This window comes from Solirubrobacter phytolaccae (assembly GCF_027587195.1).
GTDB classification, from domain to species: domain Bacteria; phylum Actinomycetota; class Thermoleophilia; order Solirubrobacterales; family Solirubrobacteraceae; genus Solirubrobacter; species Solirubrobacter phytolaccae.
The window spans coordinates 1-16,893 of the sequence record NZ_JAPDDP010000114.1 but is presented as its reverse complement, the minus strand read 5'-3'; the positions used below and the strand labels follow the sequence as shown (position 1 = coordinate 16,893).

The 16,893-nt window shown below is 71.2% G+C and carries 10 protein-coding genes; 6 read left to right on the top strand and 4 right to left on the bottom strand.

Annotated elements, in window-relative coordinates:
* Window positions 1-242 precede the first annotated feature (242 nt).
* Both OJ997_RS34335 and OJ997_RS34330 read right to left on the bottom strand, forming a co-directional pair.
* On the bottom strand, window positions 243-395 hold the full coding sequence (locus tag OJ997_RS34335) for a hypothetical protein (protein WP_270029953.1): 153 nt from the start codon (window positions 393-395) through the stop codon (window positions 243-245).
* Window positions 392-1,432: an HpcH/HpaI aldolase/citrate lyase family protein gene (locus OJ997_RS34330; protein WP_270029952.1), complete on the bottom strand. Its 1,041-nt coding sequence runs from the start codon at window positions 1,430-1,432 to the stop codon at window positions 392-394. The genes OJ997_RS34335 and OJ997_RS34330 overlap by 4 nt, the downstream gene beginning before the upstream one ends.
* Before the next feature lie 20 nt (window positions 1,433-1,452).
* Between OJ997_RS34330 and OJ997_RS34325 the strand changes: the two genes are divergently transcribed.
* From OJ997_RS34325 to OJ997_RS34315, 3 genes are all read left to right on the top strand, one after another.
* The gene (locus OJ997_RS34325) at window positions 1,453-1,953 is read left to right on the top strand and encodes a MaoC family dehydratase (protein WP_270029951.1); all 501 of its coding nucleotides are present in this window, start codon (window positions 1,453-1,455) and stop codon (window positions 1,951-1,953) included.
* A 181-nt stretch (window positions 1,954-2,134) separates the two neighbouring features.
* Window positions 2,135-3,940: a phosphoenolpyruvate carboxykinase (GTP) gene (locus OJ997_RS34320; protein WP_372517968.1), complete on the top strand. Its 1,806-nt coding sequence runs from the start codon at window positions 2,135-2,137 to the stop codon at window positions 3,938-3,940.
* Between the two features lie 13 nt (window positions 3,941-3,953).
* Window positions 3,954-8,660 carry an NAD-glutamate dehydrogenase gene (locus OJ997_RS34315; protein ID WP_270029949.1) on the top strand — a complete coding sequence of 1,569 codons (4,707 nt, stop codon included), beginning with the start codon at window positions 3,954-3,956 and terminating at the stop codon, window positions 8,658-8,660.
* 31 nt (window positions 8,661-8,691) lie between these two features.
* Here OJ997_RS34315 and OJ997_RS34310 read toward each other — a convergent pair whose 3' ends face one another.
* Both OJ997_RS34310 and OJ997_RS34305 read right to left on the bottom strand, forming a co-directional pair.
* Entirely contained in the window at window positions 8,692-9,039 is a 348-nt protein-coding gene (locus OJ997_RS34310; protein ID WP_270029948.1) for a hypothetical protein, read from the bottom strand.
* Window positions 9,005-9,628 (bottom strand): YkgJ family cysteine cluster protein, encoded by a 624-nt coding sequence (locus tag OJ997_RS34305; RefSeq protein WP_270029947.1) that lies wholly within the window; start codon window positions 9,626-9,628, stop codon window positions 9,005-9,007. The genes OJ997_RS34310 and OJ997_RS34305 overlap by 35 nt, the downstream gene beginning before the upstream one ends.
* A gap of 40 nt (window positions 9,629-9,668) precedes the next feature.
* Here OJ997_RS34305 and OJ997_RS34300 point away from each other — a divergent pair, with 40 nt between their 5' ends.
* The 3 genes from OJ997_RS34300 to OJ997_RS34290 all read left to right on the top strand — a co-directional run.
* Complete coding sequence (locus OJ997_RS34300; protein WP_270029946.1) at window positions 9,669-10,760, top strand: saccharopine dehydrogenase family protein; 1,092 nt, start codon at window positions 9,669-9,671, stop codon at window positions 10,758-10,760.
* Window positions 10,761-10,867: 107 nt separating this feature from the next.
* Window positions 10,868-14,557, top strand: a complete 3,690-nt coding sequence (locus tag OJ997_RS34295) for a 5'-nucleotidase C-terminal domain-containing protein (RefSeq protein WP_270029945.1) — start codon at window positions 10,868-10,870, stop codon at window positions 14,555-14,557.
* 33 nt (window positions 14,558-14,590) lie between these two features.
* A partial coding sequence (locus OJ997_RS34290) for an ATP-binding protein (RefSeq protein ID WP_270029944.1) occupies window positions 14,591-16,893 on the top strand: 2,303 nt, incomplete at its 3' end.

Below are 16,893 nucleotides of genomic sequence, written 5' to 3'. Positions count from 1 at the left end.
CGATGATCTCGTGGTGGCCGAGGACGCCTGCAAGCGCCTGCACGGCGATAATTCCTAGTTATCCGAACGAGGCGGCATGAGCGTCGATCGTATAGGAGTTCCTGCTCGCCGCGAAGACCACGGAGCGTTCGGCTCTAGCTTCGCCAGCGCGCGTGGAACGCGTCGCGCTCGGTGCGGTCGGTCCAGCGTGTGCTTCGCCGTCGAGCCAAACAGGCCCGAACGGGCTGGTCCTGCGCGGCGGCTCAGTCGTCGACGCGTGGGGTGACGTCGACCGCGTCAACGTGCCCGCGCGCGTGCTGCGCGAACGCCTCGGCGCACCGCTGCCCGACGTGCGCCTGGCCTCGGAGGAGCCAGGCCATGTAGGCGCGCATGTCCCGCGGGTCGGGGTGGCTCACAGGCCGTAGGCCTCGGCCAGCTCCTCGTCCTTGCGCGCGAGCATCGTGGCGAGGTCGACGAGCACCTTCGCCTGCTTCCAGGTGGCGTCGTCCTGCATCTTGCCGTCGAGCATGTGCACGCCGGAGCCGTCGGGGATCGCCTCCAGCACCCGCTTGGCGAACCGTACCTCGTCGACCTCGGGGGAGAAGACGCGCTTGGCGATGCCGATCTGGACGGGGTGCAGCGACCAGGCCCCGACGCAGCCCATCAGGTAGGCGGCGCGGAACTGGGCCTCGCAGCCGACCTCGTCCTTGATGTCGCCGAACGGGCCGTAGTAGGGGAAGATGCCGGCCGCGGCGCAGGCGTCGACCATGCGGCCGATCGTGTAGTGCCAGAGGTCCTGCTGGTAGGACGGCCGCGCGTCGCCTGAGCTCGGGTCGGCGATCACGCGGTAGCCGGGATGCCCGCCGCCCACGCGCGTGGTCTTCATCCGCCGCGAGGCCGCCAGGTCCGCGGGCCCGAGCGAGATGCCCTGCATGCGCGGCGACGCCGTCGCGATCTCCTCGACGTTGGCCACGCCCTGGGCGGTCTCGAGGATCGCGTGGATCAGGATCGGTCGCTGCAGCTCCGATCGGGCCTCCAGCTGCGCGAGCAGCCGATCGACGTAGTGGATGTCCTCCACGCCCTCCACCTTGGGCACCATCACCACGTCCAGCACGGAGCCGATCTCTGTGACCAACGTCACGAGGTCGTCGAGCGCCCAGGGTGACTCCAACGCGTTGATCCGCGTCCAGAGCGGCGTTCCGCCCAGGTCGGCCTCGCGGCCCACCTCGACCAGCCCGGCGCGCGCCGCCTCCTTCTTGTCCGCCGCGATCGCATCCTCCAGGTTGCCCAGCAGGACGTCGGCGGAGCGGGCCATGTCCGGCACTTTTCCGCGCAGCTTCGCGTTGGACGGGTCGAAGAAGTGGATCATCCGCGAGGGCGTCACGGGGATCTCTCGAACCGGCTGCGGTGCGCCGATCGCGAGCGGCGCGAAGTAGGAGCGGGCGTTGCGCATCAGGGGCATCATGCCCTTCCATGAGCTCTGTCGACACTGATCAACGGACGCGCGAGGCCTCAGGCGCGCACCCGTACGGCCGTTACCTGGAGGAGTTCGAGGTCGGCGCGGTCTACAAGCACTGGCCGGCGAAGACCGTCACCGAGGCGGACGACCACCTCTTCTGCCTGCTGACGATGAACCACCACCCGCTGCACATCAACGACGTGTACGCAGCGCAGTCCCAGCAGGGCCGCAACGTCGTGGTCGGGCCGTACGTGTACGCGCTCGCGCTCGGCATGTCCGTCTCCGACATCTCCGGCAAGGCGATCGCGAACCTCGCCACGGAGGAGCTCAGCCACCCGGCGCCCGTCTTCCACGGCGACACGCTGTTTGCGGAGACCGAGGTCCTGGAGATCAAGGAGTCAAGGTCAAAGCCCGATCGCGGAACGGTGAAGGTCCACACCCGCGTCCTCAAGCAGGACGGGACGCTTGTGGCGGAGTTCAAACGGCTTGTGCTTGTGCCCAAGCGCGAAGTTTGAACGTCACTGGCAAAACCCCCTAGAGCGACCTAGCGCATCGTCTGGTGGCCTTCCGGGGTAGCTTCGCGTAAGCTGAAGGCGGCGGAGTGATCGTTTTGGCACGTCGGCACCCCTGACGGGCCAGAGCGAACGCCCCATTTCCGTTCAGTTTGTAAGGATCTGACAAACCCGAGAGAGGTCGATTCCTCAAGTGGCCATCGAGACGTCTGTCCCCACGAAACACGCAAAGCTGCTCGCCTGGGTGGAGGAGATCGCCGAGCTCGCGCAGCCGGCCGCCATCCACTGGTGCGACGGGTCGGCGGAGGAGTACGACAACCTCTGCGCCGAGCTCGTAGACGCGGGGACATTCGAGAAGCTCTCGGAGGCCAAGCGGCCGAACTCCTACCTCGCGCGCAGCGACCCCAACGACGTCGCGCGTGTGGAGGACCGGACGTTCATCTGCTCAGAGTCCGAGGACGACGCCGGCCCGACCAACAACTGGCGCGACCCGAAGGAGATGCGCGGCGTCCTGAAGGACAAGTTCGCCGGCGCCATGCGCGGGCGCACGATGTACGTCGTGCCGTTCAGCATGGGCCCGCTCGGGTCGCCGATCGCCGAGATCGGCATCCAGCTCACGGACTCCGCGTACGTCGCGGTCTCGATGCGGATCATGACCCGCATGGGCAAGAAGGCGCTGGACGTCCTCGGCGACAGCGGGGACTTCGTGCCGTGCTTGCACACGACCGGCGCGCCGCTCCAGGACGGCGAGACCTCCGGCGCGTGGCCGTGCAACGAGGAGAAGTACATCGTCCACTTCCCCGAGACGCGCGAGATCTGGTCCTTCGGCTCGGGCTACGGCGGCAACGCGCTGCTCGGCAAGAAGTGCTTCGCCCTGCGCATCGCGAGCGTGATCGCGCGCGACGAGGGCTGGCTCGCCGAGCACATGCTCATCCTCAAGCTCACGAGCCCCGAGGGCAGAGTCAAGTACGTCGGCGGCGCGTTCCCGAGCGCTTGCGGCAAGACCAACCTCGCGATGCTCGTGCCGACGCTCGAGGACTGGAAGGTCGAGACGATCGGCGACGACATCGCGTGGATGAAGTTCGGCGAGGACGGCAAGCTCTACGCCGTCAACCCCGAGTACGGCTTCTTCGGCGTCGCGCCCAACACGGCGCGCAAGACGAACCCGAACGCGATGGACACCGTCGAGCGCAACACGATCTTCACCAACTGCGCGAAGACCGACGACGGCGACATCTGGTGGGAGGGGATGTCCGGCGAGACGCCCGACCACCTGATCGACTGGAAGGGCAACGACTGGACGCCGGAGGACAACGACGGTCCGGCCGCGCATCCGAACGCCCGCTTCACGACGCCCGCGGCCCAGTGCCCGAGCATCGCCGACGAGTGGGAAGACCCGAAGGGCGTGCCGATCGACGCGTTCCTGTTCGGTGGGCGCCGCTCGTCCGGCGCGCCGCTCGTCCGCGAGGCGTTCGGCTGGGAGCACGGCGTGTTCCTCGGCGCGACGATGGCGAGCGAGAAGACCGCGGCGGCGGCCGGCAAGGTCGGCGAGCTGCGCTTCGACCCGTTCGCGATGCTGCCGTTCTGCGGCTATCACATGGCCGACTACTTCCAGCACTGGCTGGACATGGCCGACAACAAGCGGGCGCAGCTGCCGAAGATCTTCCACGTCAACTGGTTCCGCAAGGGCGAGGACGGCAAGTTCCTGTGGCCCGGGTTCGGTGAGAACTCGCGCGTGCTGGCCTGGATCTTCCGCCGCTGCGACGACGAGGCCGAGGCGTTCGAGACGCCGCTCGGCTACGTCCCGGAGCCCGAGCACCTGCAGCTGGGCGGCCTCAATCGCCGCGCGGTCGCCGAGGCGCTGAGCGTGGATCTGGACGAGGCGCGCTCGGAGCTGGACCAGACGCAGGCGCACCTGGCGCAGTTCGGAGACAGACTCCCGTCACCCATCCGAGACCAGTTCGAGACGCTGAAACGGCGCCTGAGCTAGCGTCTACCGAGCTATGAGCCTCGCGGAGGAGACCGAGGCCGGCTCAAGCGACTACCGCGAGCGCCTGCTCGATCTCGCCGAATCCAACGGCGGCGAGATCGCGCGTGCGTTCGCGGGCGCGTATGTCCGCCGGCTGTCCACAGATGAAGGGATCTCGCCCGAGCACCTGTGGGCGGAGATCCACGGCGTGCTCGAGTTCGCGGGCGAGCGCGGCACCGCGTCGATCGCGGTGCGGGCGTTCAACCCGACGCTCGGCGCGGACGGCTACGAGCCGCTCGGCAGCGTCCTGGAGACCAACAGCGACGACTGGCCGTTCCTCGTGGACTCCGTGAGCGCGGCGCTCGAGGCCCGCGGCGAGCAGGTCGTCCGGCTCGTGCACCCGATCATCGGGATCACGCGCGAGGACGGCGCCATCAGCGCCGTCAGCCACGCCCGCAACGCGGTCCACCGCGAGTCGGTCATGCACTTCGACCTCGCGCGCAAGCTCACCGCGCGCGAGCTGGAGGAGCTGACCGCGGACGTCGAGCGGGTGCTCCGCGCGGTGCGCAGCACCGTCACCGACTTCGGCGCGATGACGCAGCGCGTGGAGTCGATGATCTCGCTCGCCCGGCGCGCGAACACCCGCTACGACAGCGACGAGATCCGCGAGGCCGTGGACTTCCTCGCCTGGCTGCTGCGCGGCAACTTCGTGCTGCTCGGCGCACGCGAGTACGAGATCACCAACGGCGCCTACCGCTGCATCCCCGGCTCCGGGCTCGGCATCCTCGCCGACGAGGAGCGCTCGGCGTACGCGGAGCCCGTCCCGCTCAGCGAGCTGCCGGACGTGCTGCGCGAGCGGGCCACGAGCGGCGAGCTGCTGCTGGTCGACAAGGCCAACGCGATCGCGCCCGTGCACCGCCACGAGCGGATGGACTACGTCGGCGTGCGCCGCGTCACGCCGGACGGCGAGCTCGCGGGCGAGGCGCGCCTGCTCGGCCTGTTCACGAGCAAGGCCTACACCGAGCCGGCGTCGGAGACGCCGGTGCTGCACCGCAAGCTGCGGCGCGTGCTCGAGGCCGAGGACCTGATCGAAGGCTCGCACGACTACAAGTCCGCGATCTCGCTCTTCGACACGTTCCCGAAGGACGAGCTGTTCGCCGCGCCGGTGGACGACCTGCGCCGCGCGGTGGTCGCCCTCCTCGCGCTGGAGGGCACCGATCGCGTGCGGCTGCTCGGGCGCCGCGCGCTGGACGGCCGGAGCGCGTCGTACATCCTCGCGCTGCCGCGGGACCGCTACCGCGCGCTGCTCGTCGAGCGCGTCACGCGGCTGTTCAAGCGCCGCTTCAAGGCCCGCGACGTCGAGGCCCAGCACATGCTCGGCGAGGGCGGCAACCGCGTGCGCGTGCACTTCCTCGTCCACTCGCAGGACGGGCTGCCGGACATCACCAACGCCGACCTCGAGCGCGAGGTCGCGCAGCTCGCGCGCACCTGGGACGACGCGCTGCGCGACGCGCTGACCGAGCGCTTCGGCGCCGCCCGCGGCCGGCTGCTGCGCTCGATCTGGGCCGCGCACCTCCCGGAGCACTACAAGGGCTACACGTCCCCGCACGTGGGCGCGATGGACATCGCGCTGCTCGAGCAGCTGTCCGAGCAGGGTCCGTTCCTCGTCTCGCTGCAGCCGCTCGCGCAGCACACGCGGATCGCGCTCTACAAGCGCGGCCCGAAGGTCGAGCTGGGCGAGGCGCTGCCGATGCTCGAGGACCTCGGGCTGCGCGTGATCGAGGAGATCTCGACGCGGCTGACCGGCGACGACGAGACGTGGGTGCAGGAGTTCCGCGTCCTCGGGCCCGACGGCGCTTCCCTCGACCTGGACGAGGTGGGCGACCGTGTGGCGGAGCTGCTCGCGGCGGTCCATCGCGGGGACGCGGAGACCGACAACCTGAACCGGCTCGTGCTCACGGCTGGGCTCGATCGGCGCCAGGTGGCGATCCTGCGCGCGTACCGCAAGTACCGCCAGCGGGTCGGCTCGCGCTTCACCGAGAGCTACCAGAACGACGTGCTGGTGGCGAACTCATCGATCACCGCGAAGCTCGTGCGCTTCTTCGAGCTGCGCTTCGACCCGGAGCTCGAGACGGACGAGGAAGCCGAGGCGGCGCTGCGCGAGGAGATCCTGGCCGAGCTGGAAGAGGTCGCCTCGCTCGACCACGACCGGATCCTGCGCAACCAGCTGACGGTGATCGAGGCGACGCTGCGCACGAACGCCTACAACAGCGACCGCGAGGCGCTCGCGTTCAAGCTCAAGTCGGCCGACGTGCCCGCGATGCCGGGGCCCGCGCCCTACCGCGAGATCTACGTCTACTCACCCGACGTGGAGGGCATCCACCTGCGCGGCGGGCCGATCGCCCGCGGCGGCCTGCGGTGGTCGGACCGCCAGGACTACCGCACCGAGGTCTTCGGGCTGATGCGCGCGCAGCTGACCAAGAACGCCGTGATCGTGCCCGCGGGCGCGAAGGGCGGCTTCTACATCAAGCGCGGGGAGGACGTGGAGCGCCACTACGTCACGTTCATCCGCTCCCTGCTGTCGCTGACGGACAACCTCGTGGACGGCAAGGTCGTCCCGCCGCCCGCGGTGCGCGTGCGCGACGGCGAGGACACCTACCTCGTGGTCGCCGCGGACAAGGGCACGGCGACGTTCTCCGACACCGCCAACCGGGTCGCGCGCGAGGTCGAGTTCTGGCTCGACGATGGATTTGCGAGTGGTGGCTCAGCGGGCTACGACCACAAGGCGCTCGGCATCACGGCCAAGGGCGCGTGGGAGTCGGTCAAGCGGCACTTCAAGGAGCTCGGCGTCGACACGCAGACGGACGAGTTCACCGTGGTCGGGATCGGCGACATGAGCGGTGACGTGTTCGGCAACGGGATGCTGCTGAGCGAGCAGATCCGGCTCGTCGCGGCCTACGACCACCGGCACATCTTCATCGACCCGTCGCCCGACGCGGCGGCCGGGTTCGCCGAGCGGAAGCGGCTGTTCGAGACGCCGCGCTCGTCGTGGGACGACTACGACCGGGAGCTGATCTCCGAGGGCGGGGGCGTGTTCCCGCGCACGGCCAAGTCGATCAAGCTGTCGGCGCAGGCGCGCGAGGCGCTGGGCATCTCGGAGGAGACGCTCGCGCCGACCGAGGTCATCCGCGCGATCCTGCGGGCCGAGGTCGACCTGCTCTGGAACGGCGGCATCGGCACGGTCGTGAAGGCCTCCAGCGAAAGCGACGCCGACGCGCACGACCGCGCCTCGGACGCGATCCGCGTGGATGCTTCCGACCTCCGCGCGAAGGTCGTCGGCGAGGGCGGCAACCTCGGCTTCACGCGCCGGGGGCGCGTCGAGTTCTCGACCGGCGGCGGGTTGGTCAACGCCGACTTCATCGACAACTCCGCGGGCGTCGACTGCTCCGACCACGAGGTCAACCTGAAGATCCTCCTGGGCTTGGCCGAGCGCGCCGGAGAGCTCACCCGCGAGGAGCGCGACGAGCTGCTGCTCGACGTCACCGACGACGTCGTCGCGCACGTGCTCTACGACTCGTTCCTGCAGGCGCAGATCATCGCCCAGGAAGTCGACCGCAGCGCGAACCGCCTGTTCGCCTACGAGGACCTGATGGTGCAGCTGGAGGAGCTCAAGCTGCTCGACCGCGCGTCCGAGGACCTGCCGAGCTCGGAGGAGATCGGCGAGCGCCGCCGGGCCGGGCGCGGCATGGAGCGGCCGGAGCTGGCGACGTTGCTCGCCTACTCCAAGCAGCTGCTCGCGCGGGCCCTGGAGCGCTCGTACTTCATCGACGAGCCGTGGCTCGAGCGCGACCTCAAGCACTACTTCCCGGCCAAGGTCGTCAAGCGCTTCGGCCACCTGCTCGGCGAGCACCCGCTGCGGCGCCAGCTGATCTGCATGGTCAACGCGAACGAGGTCGTCAACGCGCTCGGCCCGACGTTCCTGTCCCAGCTGATGGCCGAGCGCGGGGCGGAGCCCGCCGACGTCGTGCGCGCCTTCCGGATCGCTCGCGAGGTGACCGGCGCGGATGCCCGCTGGGACGTCGTCGAACGCCTCGAGGACGGCACGCGCGAGGCCCAGCTGGAGCTGATGGGCGGCCTCGACGGGCTCGTCGAGGCGACGACCCGCTGGTACCTGACGTGGGAGCCGGGTGCCGACATCGAGGAGTGCATCTCCGCGGGACGCGACGGCTTCGAGCGCCTCGCCGCCGCGCTCGGCGAGCTGGGCTCGGACGAGCGCCGGCGCCGCCGCGAGCAGACGGTCGAGCGGCTGGTGTCCGCGGGCATCCCGGAGCCGCTCGCCCAGGCCCACGCGCTCCGCCCCGAGCAGCGCTACGCGCCGGACATGGTCTCCGTCGCCGGCGCGACGGGCAAGCCGATCGAGACGGTGGCGGAAGTGTTCTTCGCCGTCGGCGCGGAGCTGCGCCTGGACTGGATCGAGGGCGAGCTCGAGCGCATGGCCGCGCCGACCCGGATGCAGCGCTGGGCGCTCCAAGCCGTGCGCGAGGACGCCGCCCAGATGCGCCGCGAGCTCGCCGGCTCCGTCCTCGCCGAGGCCGACGGCGACGTCGAGCGCTACCTGGCCGACCGCGGCCCGGCGCTCGGCCGCTTCACGTCGTTCCTGCGCTCACTGTCGCGTGAAGGCGAGCCGGACCTGGCGGGCCTCACGCTGGCGGTGCGCCAGCTGCGGGCGCTCGTCGATTGACGCCGTGGTCGTCGTCGTTGCCGGCGTTGCCCTAGGTCGAGACGTAGCGGCCTGAGCGCACGCCGGCGACGGCTTCGCGCATCGGCTTGTAGGTGTCCGGCCTGCCCTTGCAGACCTCCTGGACGCCGTAGAAGATGCTCGTCGCGGCGCGCAGACGGCTCATGTGGGCGAAGCGCTCGATGTCGGCCAGGGCGAAGTACGCGCGCTTGCCGAAGCGGTTCACATGGCGCTCGTCGCCGCACGTGAACTCGTAGGGGTGGTCGGTGACGAGCGCGAGGCGCTGCTCGTAGTCGATCTGCACGCGCGGGGCCGCTTCGGCGCCGCAGCCGGCGAGCAGCGCGAGGCTAATCGCGCTGATGGGCGTCCATGAAGATCTCAACCGGGCCTCGTTCCGCGCGGGAGAAGTTCTCGTCGAGCCACTCGGTGTTGGGGATCATGGCGTCGAAGTCCTTCCAGATGCGGCTGTCGTCGACGCAGGTGTACTGGCGGCAGACGGAGGGGCGCTCGTCGTAGATCGTGCAGCCGTGCTCGGCGTCGAGCTTGTGGCAGTAGCCGTCGGTGTTGTGGCGGTTGTAGTACGGACGGGCGAGGTCCCACTTGAGCGGGCCGCCGGCCTCGATCTCGGCGACGGAGAGCGGGAAGTGGAACGAGCAGCAGGCGCCGCGGCAGTGGGGGAGGCGGGTGGCGCAGTCCACGTCGTTGCCTGGGCCCACCTCGTCCGGGCGGTCCTTGCGGACCATCACGCCGAGGGTGGCGTGCTCGCCTGCGCGGGTGGTCTGCTCGCGGACCGAGTCGACCACGGCGAGCAGCTCCTCGCCCTCGATCAGGCCGCGCTGGATGAGCAGGCCGACGAGGCCGTTGACGACCGCGGCGGCCTCGTTCAGGCGGCCTGCCTGCTCGGTCAGCGCGCTGTGCGCGAAGAGGTTGCCGCCCTCGACCTGCCGCTCCAGCTCGTCCAGCCGGTCCACGACTGTGACCCTACCGGCGGGGAGCGGGTAGCGTCCACCCGTGCACGACATCGTGGTCTTCGGCGCGACCGGCTTCGTCGGGCGCCTTGTGGCGGAGTACCTGGACAAGACCGACGCGGACGTGGCGCTGGCCGGCCGCTCGCGCTCCAAGCTCGAGGCGCTCGGGATCGACCGGCCGCTGATCGTCGCCGACGCGGATGACCCGGGGGCGCTGGCGCGCAGCGCGCGGGTGGTCTGCACCACGGTCGGCCCGTACCGCAAGGGTGGGCTCAAGCTCGTGGACGCGTGCGTCGAGGCGGGCACGGCGTACTGCGACCTGACGGGCGAGATCCTGTTCGCGCACGACGCGGTGGCGCGGCACGACGCGGCCGTTGCCTCGGGCGCGCGGATCGTCCTCTCGTGCGGGTTCGACTCGATCCCGTCCGACCTCGGCACGTTCCTGCTGCACGAGGCGGCGGGCGAGCTGGGGAGGACCACGTTCGTGCTCAAGGCGCTGCGCGGCGGCGCGAGCGGGGGAACGCTGGCGTCGATGAAGGGCCAGGTCGACGAGATGCGCGCGGACCTCGCCGCGCGCGACGTGATCATCGACCCGGCCTCGCTCGGCGGCAGCGACCGGACGCGCGACTTCCGGGCCGTCAAGCGCGACCCCGAGCACGGCTGGATCGGCCCGTTCGTGATGGCGACCTACAACACGCGGATCGTCCGTCGCAGCGCCGAGCTGCTCGGCTACGGGCCGGACTTCGCGTACCGCGAGGTGTCGGCCTACAAGAACCCGATCGCCGCCTACGGGTTCACCGCGTGCCTGGGTCTGTTGGCGGGCGGGCTCGCCTTCGGGCCGACGCGTTGGGTGCTCGACCGCGTGCTGCCCGGTCCGGGCGCCGGGCCGTCGGAGAAGGCACGCACGAACGGCTTCTTCAAGGTGCAGGTGCACGGCGGCGGGCACGTCGCGACCGTCGCCGCCAAGGGCGATCCGGGCTACGCCGCGACGGCCGTGATGATGGGCGAGGCGGCGCTCACCTTGGCCCGGACGGACGGACCGGGAGGTGTGCTCACGCCGGCCTCGGCGATGGGCGCGGCGCTGGTCGAGCGGCTGCGCGCCGCGGGCCTCACGCTCACCGTCACGCCGGAGTGACAGCGCGTCAAGTCGTTCACATCCTGCGCTGGGACGGGCGTAGTGTTCGGTCCTTCTGAATCTCTGAAGATCAGGAGGGTTCCATGGAGCGACGGTTGGGACGGCGGGTGCCGGTTGTCGCAGTGATGGGGGCGGCCGCCGCGTTGGCGGTCGGGCTGGCGGTGCCGTGGGAAGGCGCCGACGCCCATAAGGACTGGTGGCAACACCACGGCCGCGACGAGAGCGGCAAGCTGCTGTTCTTCGCGTCGGACGGCCTGCGCCAGGACGCGGTCGAGGAGTTCTCGGACCGGGGCGTCACGCCCGGCTTCCGCGAGCTGCTGCGCAAGGGCGCGTATGCGTCCGACCACGGGCTGCTGACGCAGGCGCCGCCGAACACCGGCGCGGGCTGGTTCACGCTGGCGACCGGCGCGTGGCCGGGCGTGCACGGCTCGACCAACAACACGTTCCACCGCAACGGCGCGACGTTCGACTCGTCCACGTCGTTCTCGAGCGCGAACGTCCTCCAGGCCGAGACGCTCGCCCAGGCGGCTGAGCGCGGGGGCAAGAAGGTCGCGCAGATCGAGTGGGTCGGCGGGCGCAGCGGCGTCATCAACGGCCCGACCGTCGACTACCGCGGCTTCTTCTCCGGTCGGGGCGTGGCGACGAACTACATCTCGCCCACCGACAACGAGGCGTTCACGCGCTCGTTCGGCGTGCAGTTCGACCATCCGGCGGGCTACGCCGGCAACGCGCCGTTCCCGGGCGCCGCCCCCGCGCCCGCGACCGGCTGGACGAACGTGCCGCGCTCGTACTCGCCCGCGAAGGAGATGCGCCTGCGCGTCGTCGACTTCGGCACGGACAAGTACGGCCTCAACGCGTACCTCTACGACTCCCGCAACGACGGCCGGGTCAAGTACGACCGCGTCCTGTTCAGCCGGACGAAGAGCGGCGCGGACAAGGTCGCCGACCTCGCCGAGGGCGACCCGTTCGCCGACGTGAAGGTCAAGATCATCGGCGGAACCAGCGAAGGCAAGACGGCATCGTTCCTGCTGAAGGTCGAGCGACTCTCCACCGACCTCAAGCAAGTCCGCCTGTTCCACACGTCCGTCACTCGCGCGCTGGCGACCTGGAACGGCTTCACCGAGCGTGGGTTCACCGGCACGTTCGAGGACTACATCGCCGAGAAGTTCCCGTCCTCGCAGGCCGGCGACTTCGCCGTGCTCGAGGCGGGCACGGTGAGCGAGGACACATACATCGAACAGAGCGAGTACTGGGCCAAGCTCTACCACCCGCTCATCAAGTACGTGCTGACGAAGTACCAGCCGGACCTGGCGATGGTCGGCGATCCGCGCACGGACGAGATCCAGCACCAGTTCCTCGGGCTCGTGACTAAGCGGCTGCCCAACGGCGCCGCGAACCCGTCCTACGACGACACGAACGTGGACGGCAAGAAGGACGGGCGGGCGAAGGCGCGCGAGGGCTACATCCGCGACGCGTACGCCGGCTCGGACAAGACGATGCGGCTCGCCCAGGACTACCTGCGCGACCGTGACCTGACGACGTTCGTCTCCTCCGACCACGGCTTCGCGCCGCAGTTCCTGGCCATCGACGCGTCCAAGGTGCTCGTCGACCTCGGCCTGCTCTCCACGCCGCAGACCGGCAACTGCCGCCTGGCGACCGGGGAGACGAAGGGCTCGGCGAAGGTCTGCTACGCCGGTGGCGCCGCGCAGGTCTACCTGAACCTGGCCGGGCGCGACCCGGTCGTCGCGGGGCAGACGCAGATCGCGGCGACCGAAGAGGCGGCGACGGTCGCGAAGATCCGCGCCGCGTTCCTCGCGCTCAAGGACGGCAACGACTGGAACCACGACGGCCGTCCCGAGAACTGGAAGGTCATCGACCGCACGTACACGAAGGCCGAGGCGCGCTACATCCCGAACGGCGCGGGCTCCACGGCCGACATGGCGCACCCGACGCGGACGGGCGACCTGGTCGTCTTCTCGGCCTCGCCGTACCAGTTCGACGCGGCGACGCCCGGCACGCAGTTCGCGCTGTCGGCGTTCTTCGGCCAGCACGGCTACGTGCCGGACGTGCAGGATCTGCGCTCGAACACGAACATGCGCGCGACGTTCCTCGCCGGCGGCGACGCCATCGAGCGGGGCGAGGCCGACGACGTGCGGTCGATCGACCTCGCGCCGACGGCCGCGTTCCTGCTCGGCGTCCCGGCACCGCAGCACAGCCAGGGCGTCGTGCGCCGCGATCTCCTGGACGACGGGCGCGACTACACGCCGGTCAACGTGATCGGGCTCAACGACTTCCACGGCCAGCTCGAGCCGACGACGTCGGGCTACGACACGCTGCAGGCCTCGGTCGGCGGCGCGGGTCAGCTCGCGACGCTGTTCGACGAGGAAGCCGCGCAGCTGCCGGGCTCCACGCTGCTGCTGTCCGGCGGCGACAACGTCGGCGCCTCCCCGCCGAACTCCGCGCTGCTCGAGGACATGCCCTCGATCGAGGCGATGAACGCGTGGGGGATGGACGCGACCGCGTTCGGCAACCACGAGTTCGACTACGGCCCGACGCGCATCCTCAAGCAGCAGGCCGCGTCGAAGTTCCCGTGGCTGTCGGCGAACATCGTGCAGACGAGCAACGGGCAGCCGCCGTCGTACGTGAAGCCGTCGACGGTCATTCGCGTCAACGGCGTCAACGTCGGCGTGATCGGCGCGACGGTCAAGAACACGCCGGAGCTGGTCGCGGCGGGCAACACCGCGGGCCTCTCGTTCCTGGACGAGGCGGAGCGGATCAAGCGCGAGTCGCAGCTCCTGCGGGCGCGCGGCGTGAAGGTGCAGATCGTGGTCATCCACGAGGGCGCCGCGGCGGGCAGCAACGCGGTCGACGGCACGCTGCCGACGCCGTGGAGCGGGCCGATCATCGACATCGTCGGCAAGCTCCAGGACACGACGATCGACCTCGTCGTCGCGGGGCACACGCACCGCGCGGCCAACACCGTGGTCGGCAAGATCCCGGTGGTCGAGGGCTTCAACGCGGGCGTCTCCTACTCGGTCGCGCAGCTGCTGGTCGACGACGGCGACGTCGAGTGGGCGGGCGCGACGACGCGCACGGCCAAGAACCTCGGCGTCACGCCGCGGGCGGACGTCGCGGCGATCGTGAAGAAGGCCAACGACGACACGGCGGTCCTGCGCAACCAGGTGATCGGCTCGGCGAGCGTGGACCTGCTGCGCGACCCGAACCGCCTGAAGGAGTCCAACCTCGGCAACCTCGTGGCCGACGCGATGCGCGCGAAGTACCCGGGCGTGGACGCGGCGATCACGAACTCCGGCGGGCTGCGGCAGGACATCCGGATGACGCCGCCGAGCGCGGGTGAGGCCGCCGGGCAGATCACGTGGGGCGAGGTGTTCGCCGTGCTGCCGTTCGGCAACCGCACGGTGATCATGACCCTGACCTACGCGAACCTGAAGGCCGGGCTGGAGAACGGCTTCAAGCCGCCGTGCGGCGACGTCGCCGGCGGTACAGGCCGGACGCCGCAGATCTCCGGCATCAAGGTCACGTTCCACTGCACGGGGATCGTGCCCGTGGTCGACTCGATCGTGCGCGTGAGCGACGGGAAGGTGTTGGGGGACGCGGACTCGGTCCGGATCGTCACCAACGACTTCATGCTCACCGGCGGCGACGGCTATACGGCGTTCACGCTGGGCACGAACGTCCTTCAGCCGGGCGACGCGCTGCTCGACGTGACGATCGAGTACATCGCGGCGCGCTCGCCGGTCGCGCCGACCGTCGAGGGTCGGGTGGTCGGGCCATAGAGGCTGGGGTGGCGGCCATGGGACCATTGGGTCATGGCCGCCACCCTCCTCGAACGTGACGCACCGCTCGGCGCGCTCATCGGCGCGCTGAGCCGTGCGGAGGCCGGGTACGGGTCGACGGCGCTGATCTCGGGCGAGGCGGGGATCGGCAAGACGTCGCTGGTGCAGGCGTTCACGGCCGTGGCGGGCCGGCGCGGGCGGTTGCTCACCGCGGCCTGCGACGACCTGGTGACGCCGCGGACGCTCGGGCCGTTGTGGGACGCGGCGCCCGACGACGGGCCGCTGGCGCGTGCGCTTGCGGAGGACCGCGAGGTGTTCGCACCGCTGATGGCCGAGCTCGCGCGCGAGCGGCCGACCGTGCTCGTGGTCGAGGACGCGCACTGGGCCGACGACGCGACGATCGACGTGCTCGGCTACGCGGCGCGGCGCGTGAAGTCGTTGGGCGCGCTGCTGGTGCTGACCGTGCGCGACGAGGCGCTCGCGCCCGGGCATCCGCTGCACCGGTTGCTCGGCGTGCTAGCGGGCGAGCCGGTGCATCGGCTCGAGCTGTCGCCGTTATCGCGGGAGGCGGTCGTGGCGCTGGTGAACGGCACGGGGCGCGACGCGGAGGCGCTGCACGCGCTCACGCGCGGGAACCCGTTCTTCGTGGCAGAGGCGCTGGCGGCGTCGGCGGACGAGGTGCCGGCGAGCGTGAAGGACGCGGTGCTGGCGCGGCTGCGCGGGGTGTCGCCGGCGTGCCAGGAGGCGGTGGAGCGGCTGAGCGTGGTGCCGTCGGCGATCGCGCCGGGGCTGCTCGGCGTGTCGTTGGGGGTGCTGGCCGAGGCCGAGCAGGCGGGGCTCGTCGAGGCGCGGGCGGGTGGGATCGCGTTCCGGCACGAGCTCGCCCGGCGCGCGGTCGAGCAGTCGCTGCCGGAGCTGCGTCGACGGCTGCTCAACGCCGAGGTCGTGGGTGCTCTGCGAGTTGCGGGCGTGGCGGACCGGGCACGGCTGCTCCATCACGCGCTGGCCGCGGGGGACGTGGCGACGCTGCTGGAAGAGGGCCCGGCGGCGGCGCGCGAGGCGGCGCGCGCGGGCTCGCACCGGCAGGCGCTCGCGCACTACGAGACGGTGATGCCGCACGCGGCGCTGCTGGACGCGCGCGCTCAAGCCGACCTGCTCCACGGATACGGGTGGGAGCTCTACAACGCGGCGCGGTTCGTCGAAGCGGCGGCGGTCGGCCGGCGCGCGCTCGCTCTGTACGAGGCGCTGGGCGACGAGCGGGCGCTCGGCTTGTGCCTGGTGCGGCTCTCCCGGCTGCTGCTGATGGCGGGCGAGACCGACGAGGCCGAGGCCGCCGCGCTGCGGGCCGTGACGCTCCTGGGCGACAACGCCTACGCGACGCTGTACCTGGGCGCGATCCTCGCCCTGTCCGCCCGACACGTGGACGCGATGGCCGTGCTCGAGCGCGCGGACCGCTTGGCGCTGGTGGCCTCGCGCCCCGACCTCTCCGCGCTGTGCCTGAACTACCTCGCGATCGCGCGGGTCGAGGCCGGCGAGACGGAGCGCGGGCTGGACACGATGCGCAACTCGATCGCCCTGGCGACCGCGGGCGGGCACTACGAGGAGATCGCCCGCGGCTACGTGAACCTCGTCGAGCTGCTCGCGCGCGTGGGCGAGCTGGAGGAGCTCGAGCGCTGGGTGCGCGACGGCCTCGCCTTCGCCCGCGAGCGCGGCTTCTGGTCGCACGCCTACAACATGGAGGTCCACGAGTGCGTGCTTCGCCTGCGCCGGGGCGACTGGGACGGCGCGGAGGAGGGCCTGCGCGCGCTGGCGGAGTCCGCCGCCGGCGACACGGGCTTCCTCACCGCCTACTCCGTTCCCTGGCTGGGCCGCCTGCTGGCACGCCGCGGCGACGAGGCGGCGGGCGAGCTGCTGGCGGACGCGTGGGAGCGAGCCGAGCGCGCGCGGACGCTGGTCGGCCTGGCCTACGCGGGCCTCGCGCGCGTGGAGTGGGCCTGGCTGACGGGCGACGACGCCGCGGCCCGCGAGGTCGCGGCGGTCCTGCTGCCGCGCGTGTCGCACCCGGGCGGCGCGTGGTTCCGCGGCGAGCTGCTTCGCTACCTGGCCCGAGCGGGAATCGCGCTGGACGCGCCGGGGGAGGGCGCGGCCTCGGCGGCCGCGCGCCGCGAGGGCTCGCCGCCGGCGGACTCGCGCGGCGGCACGCCTGACGTGGCGTTGGTAGGCTCGCGCGGCGACGGCGACGGCGACGGCGACGGCGACGGCGACGGCGGCGCGGCCTCGCCGGTCCCCGCGCTCGCGGCCGGCGGCCTCGCCGGGCTTCCCCCCAAGTCGGATCG

Coding starts and splice junctions, on each gene's coding strand:
- OJ997_RS34330 (WP_270029952.1), bottom strand. CDS start 1,432: ATGCGCAACGCCCGCTCCTACTTCGCGCCGCTCGCGATCGGCGCACCG.
- OJ997_RS34325 (WP_270029951.1), top strand. CDS start 1,453: ATGAGCTCTGTCGACACTGATCAACGGACGCGCGAGGCCTCAGGCGCG.
- OJ997_RS34315 (WP_270029949.1), top strand. CDS start 3,954: ATGAGCCTCGCGGAGGAGACCGAGGCCGGCTCAAGCGACTACCGCGAG.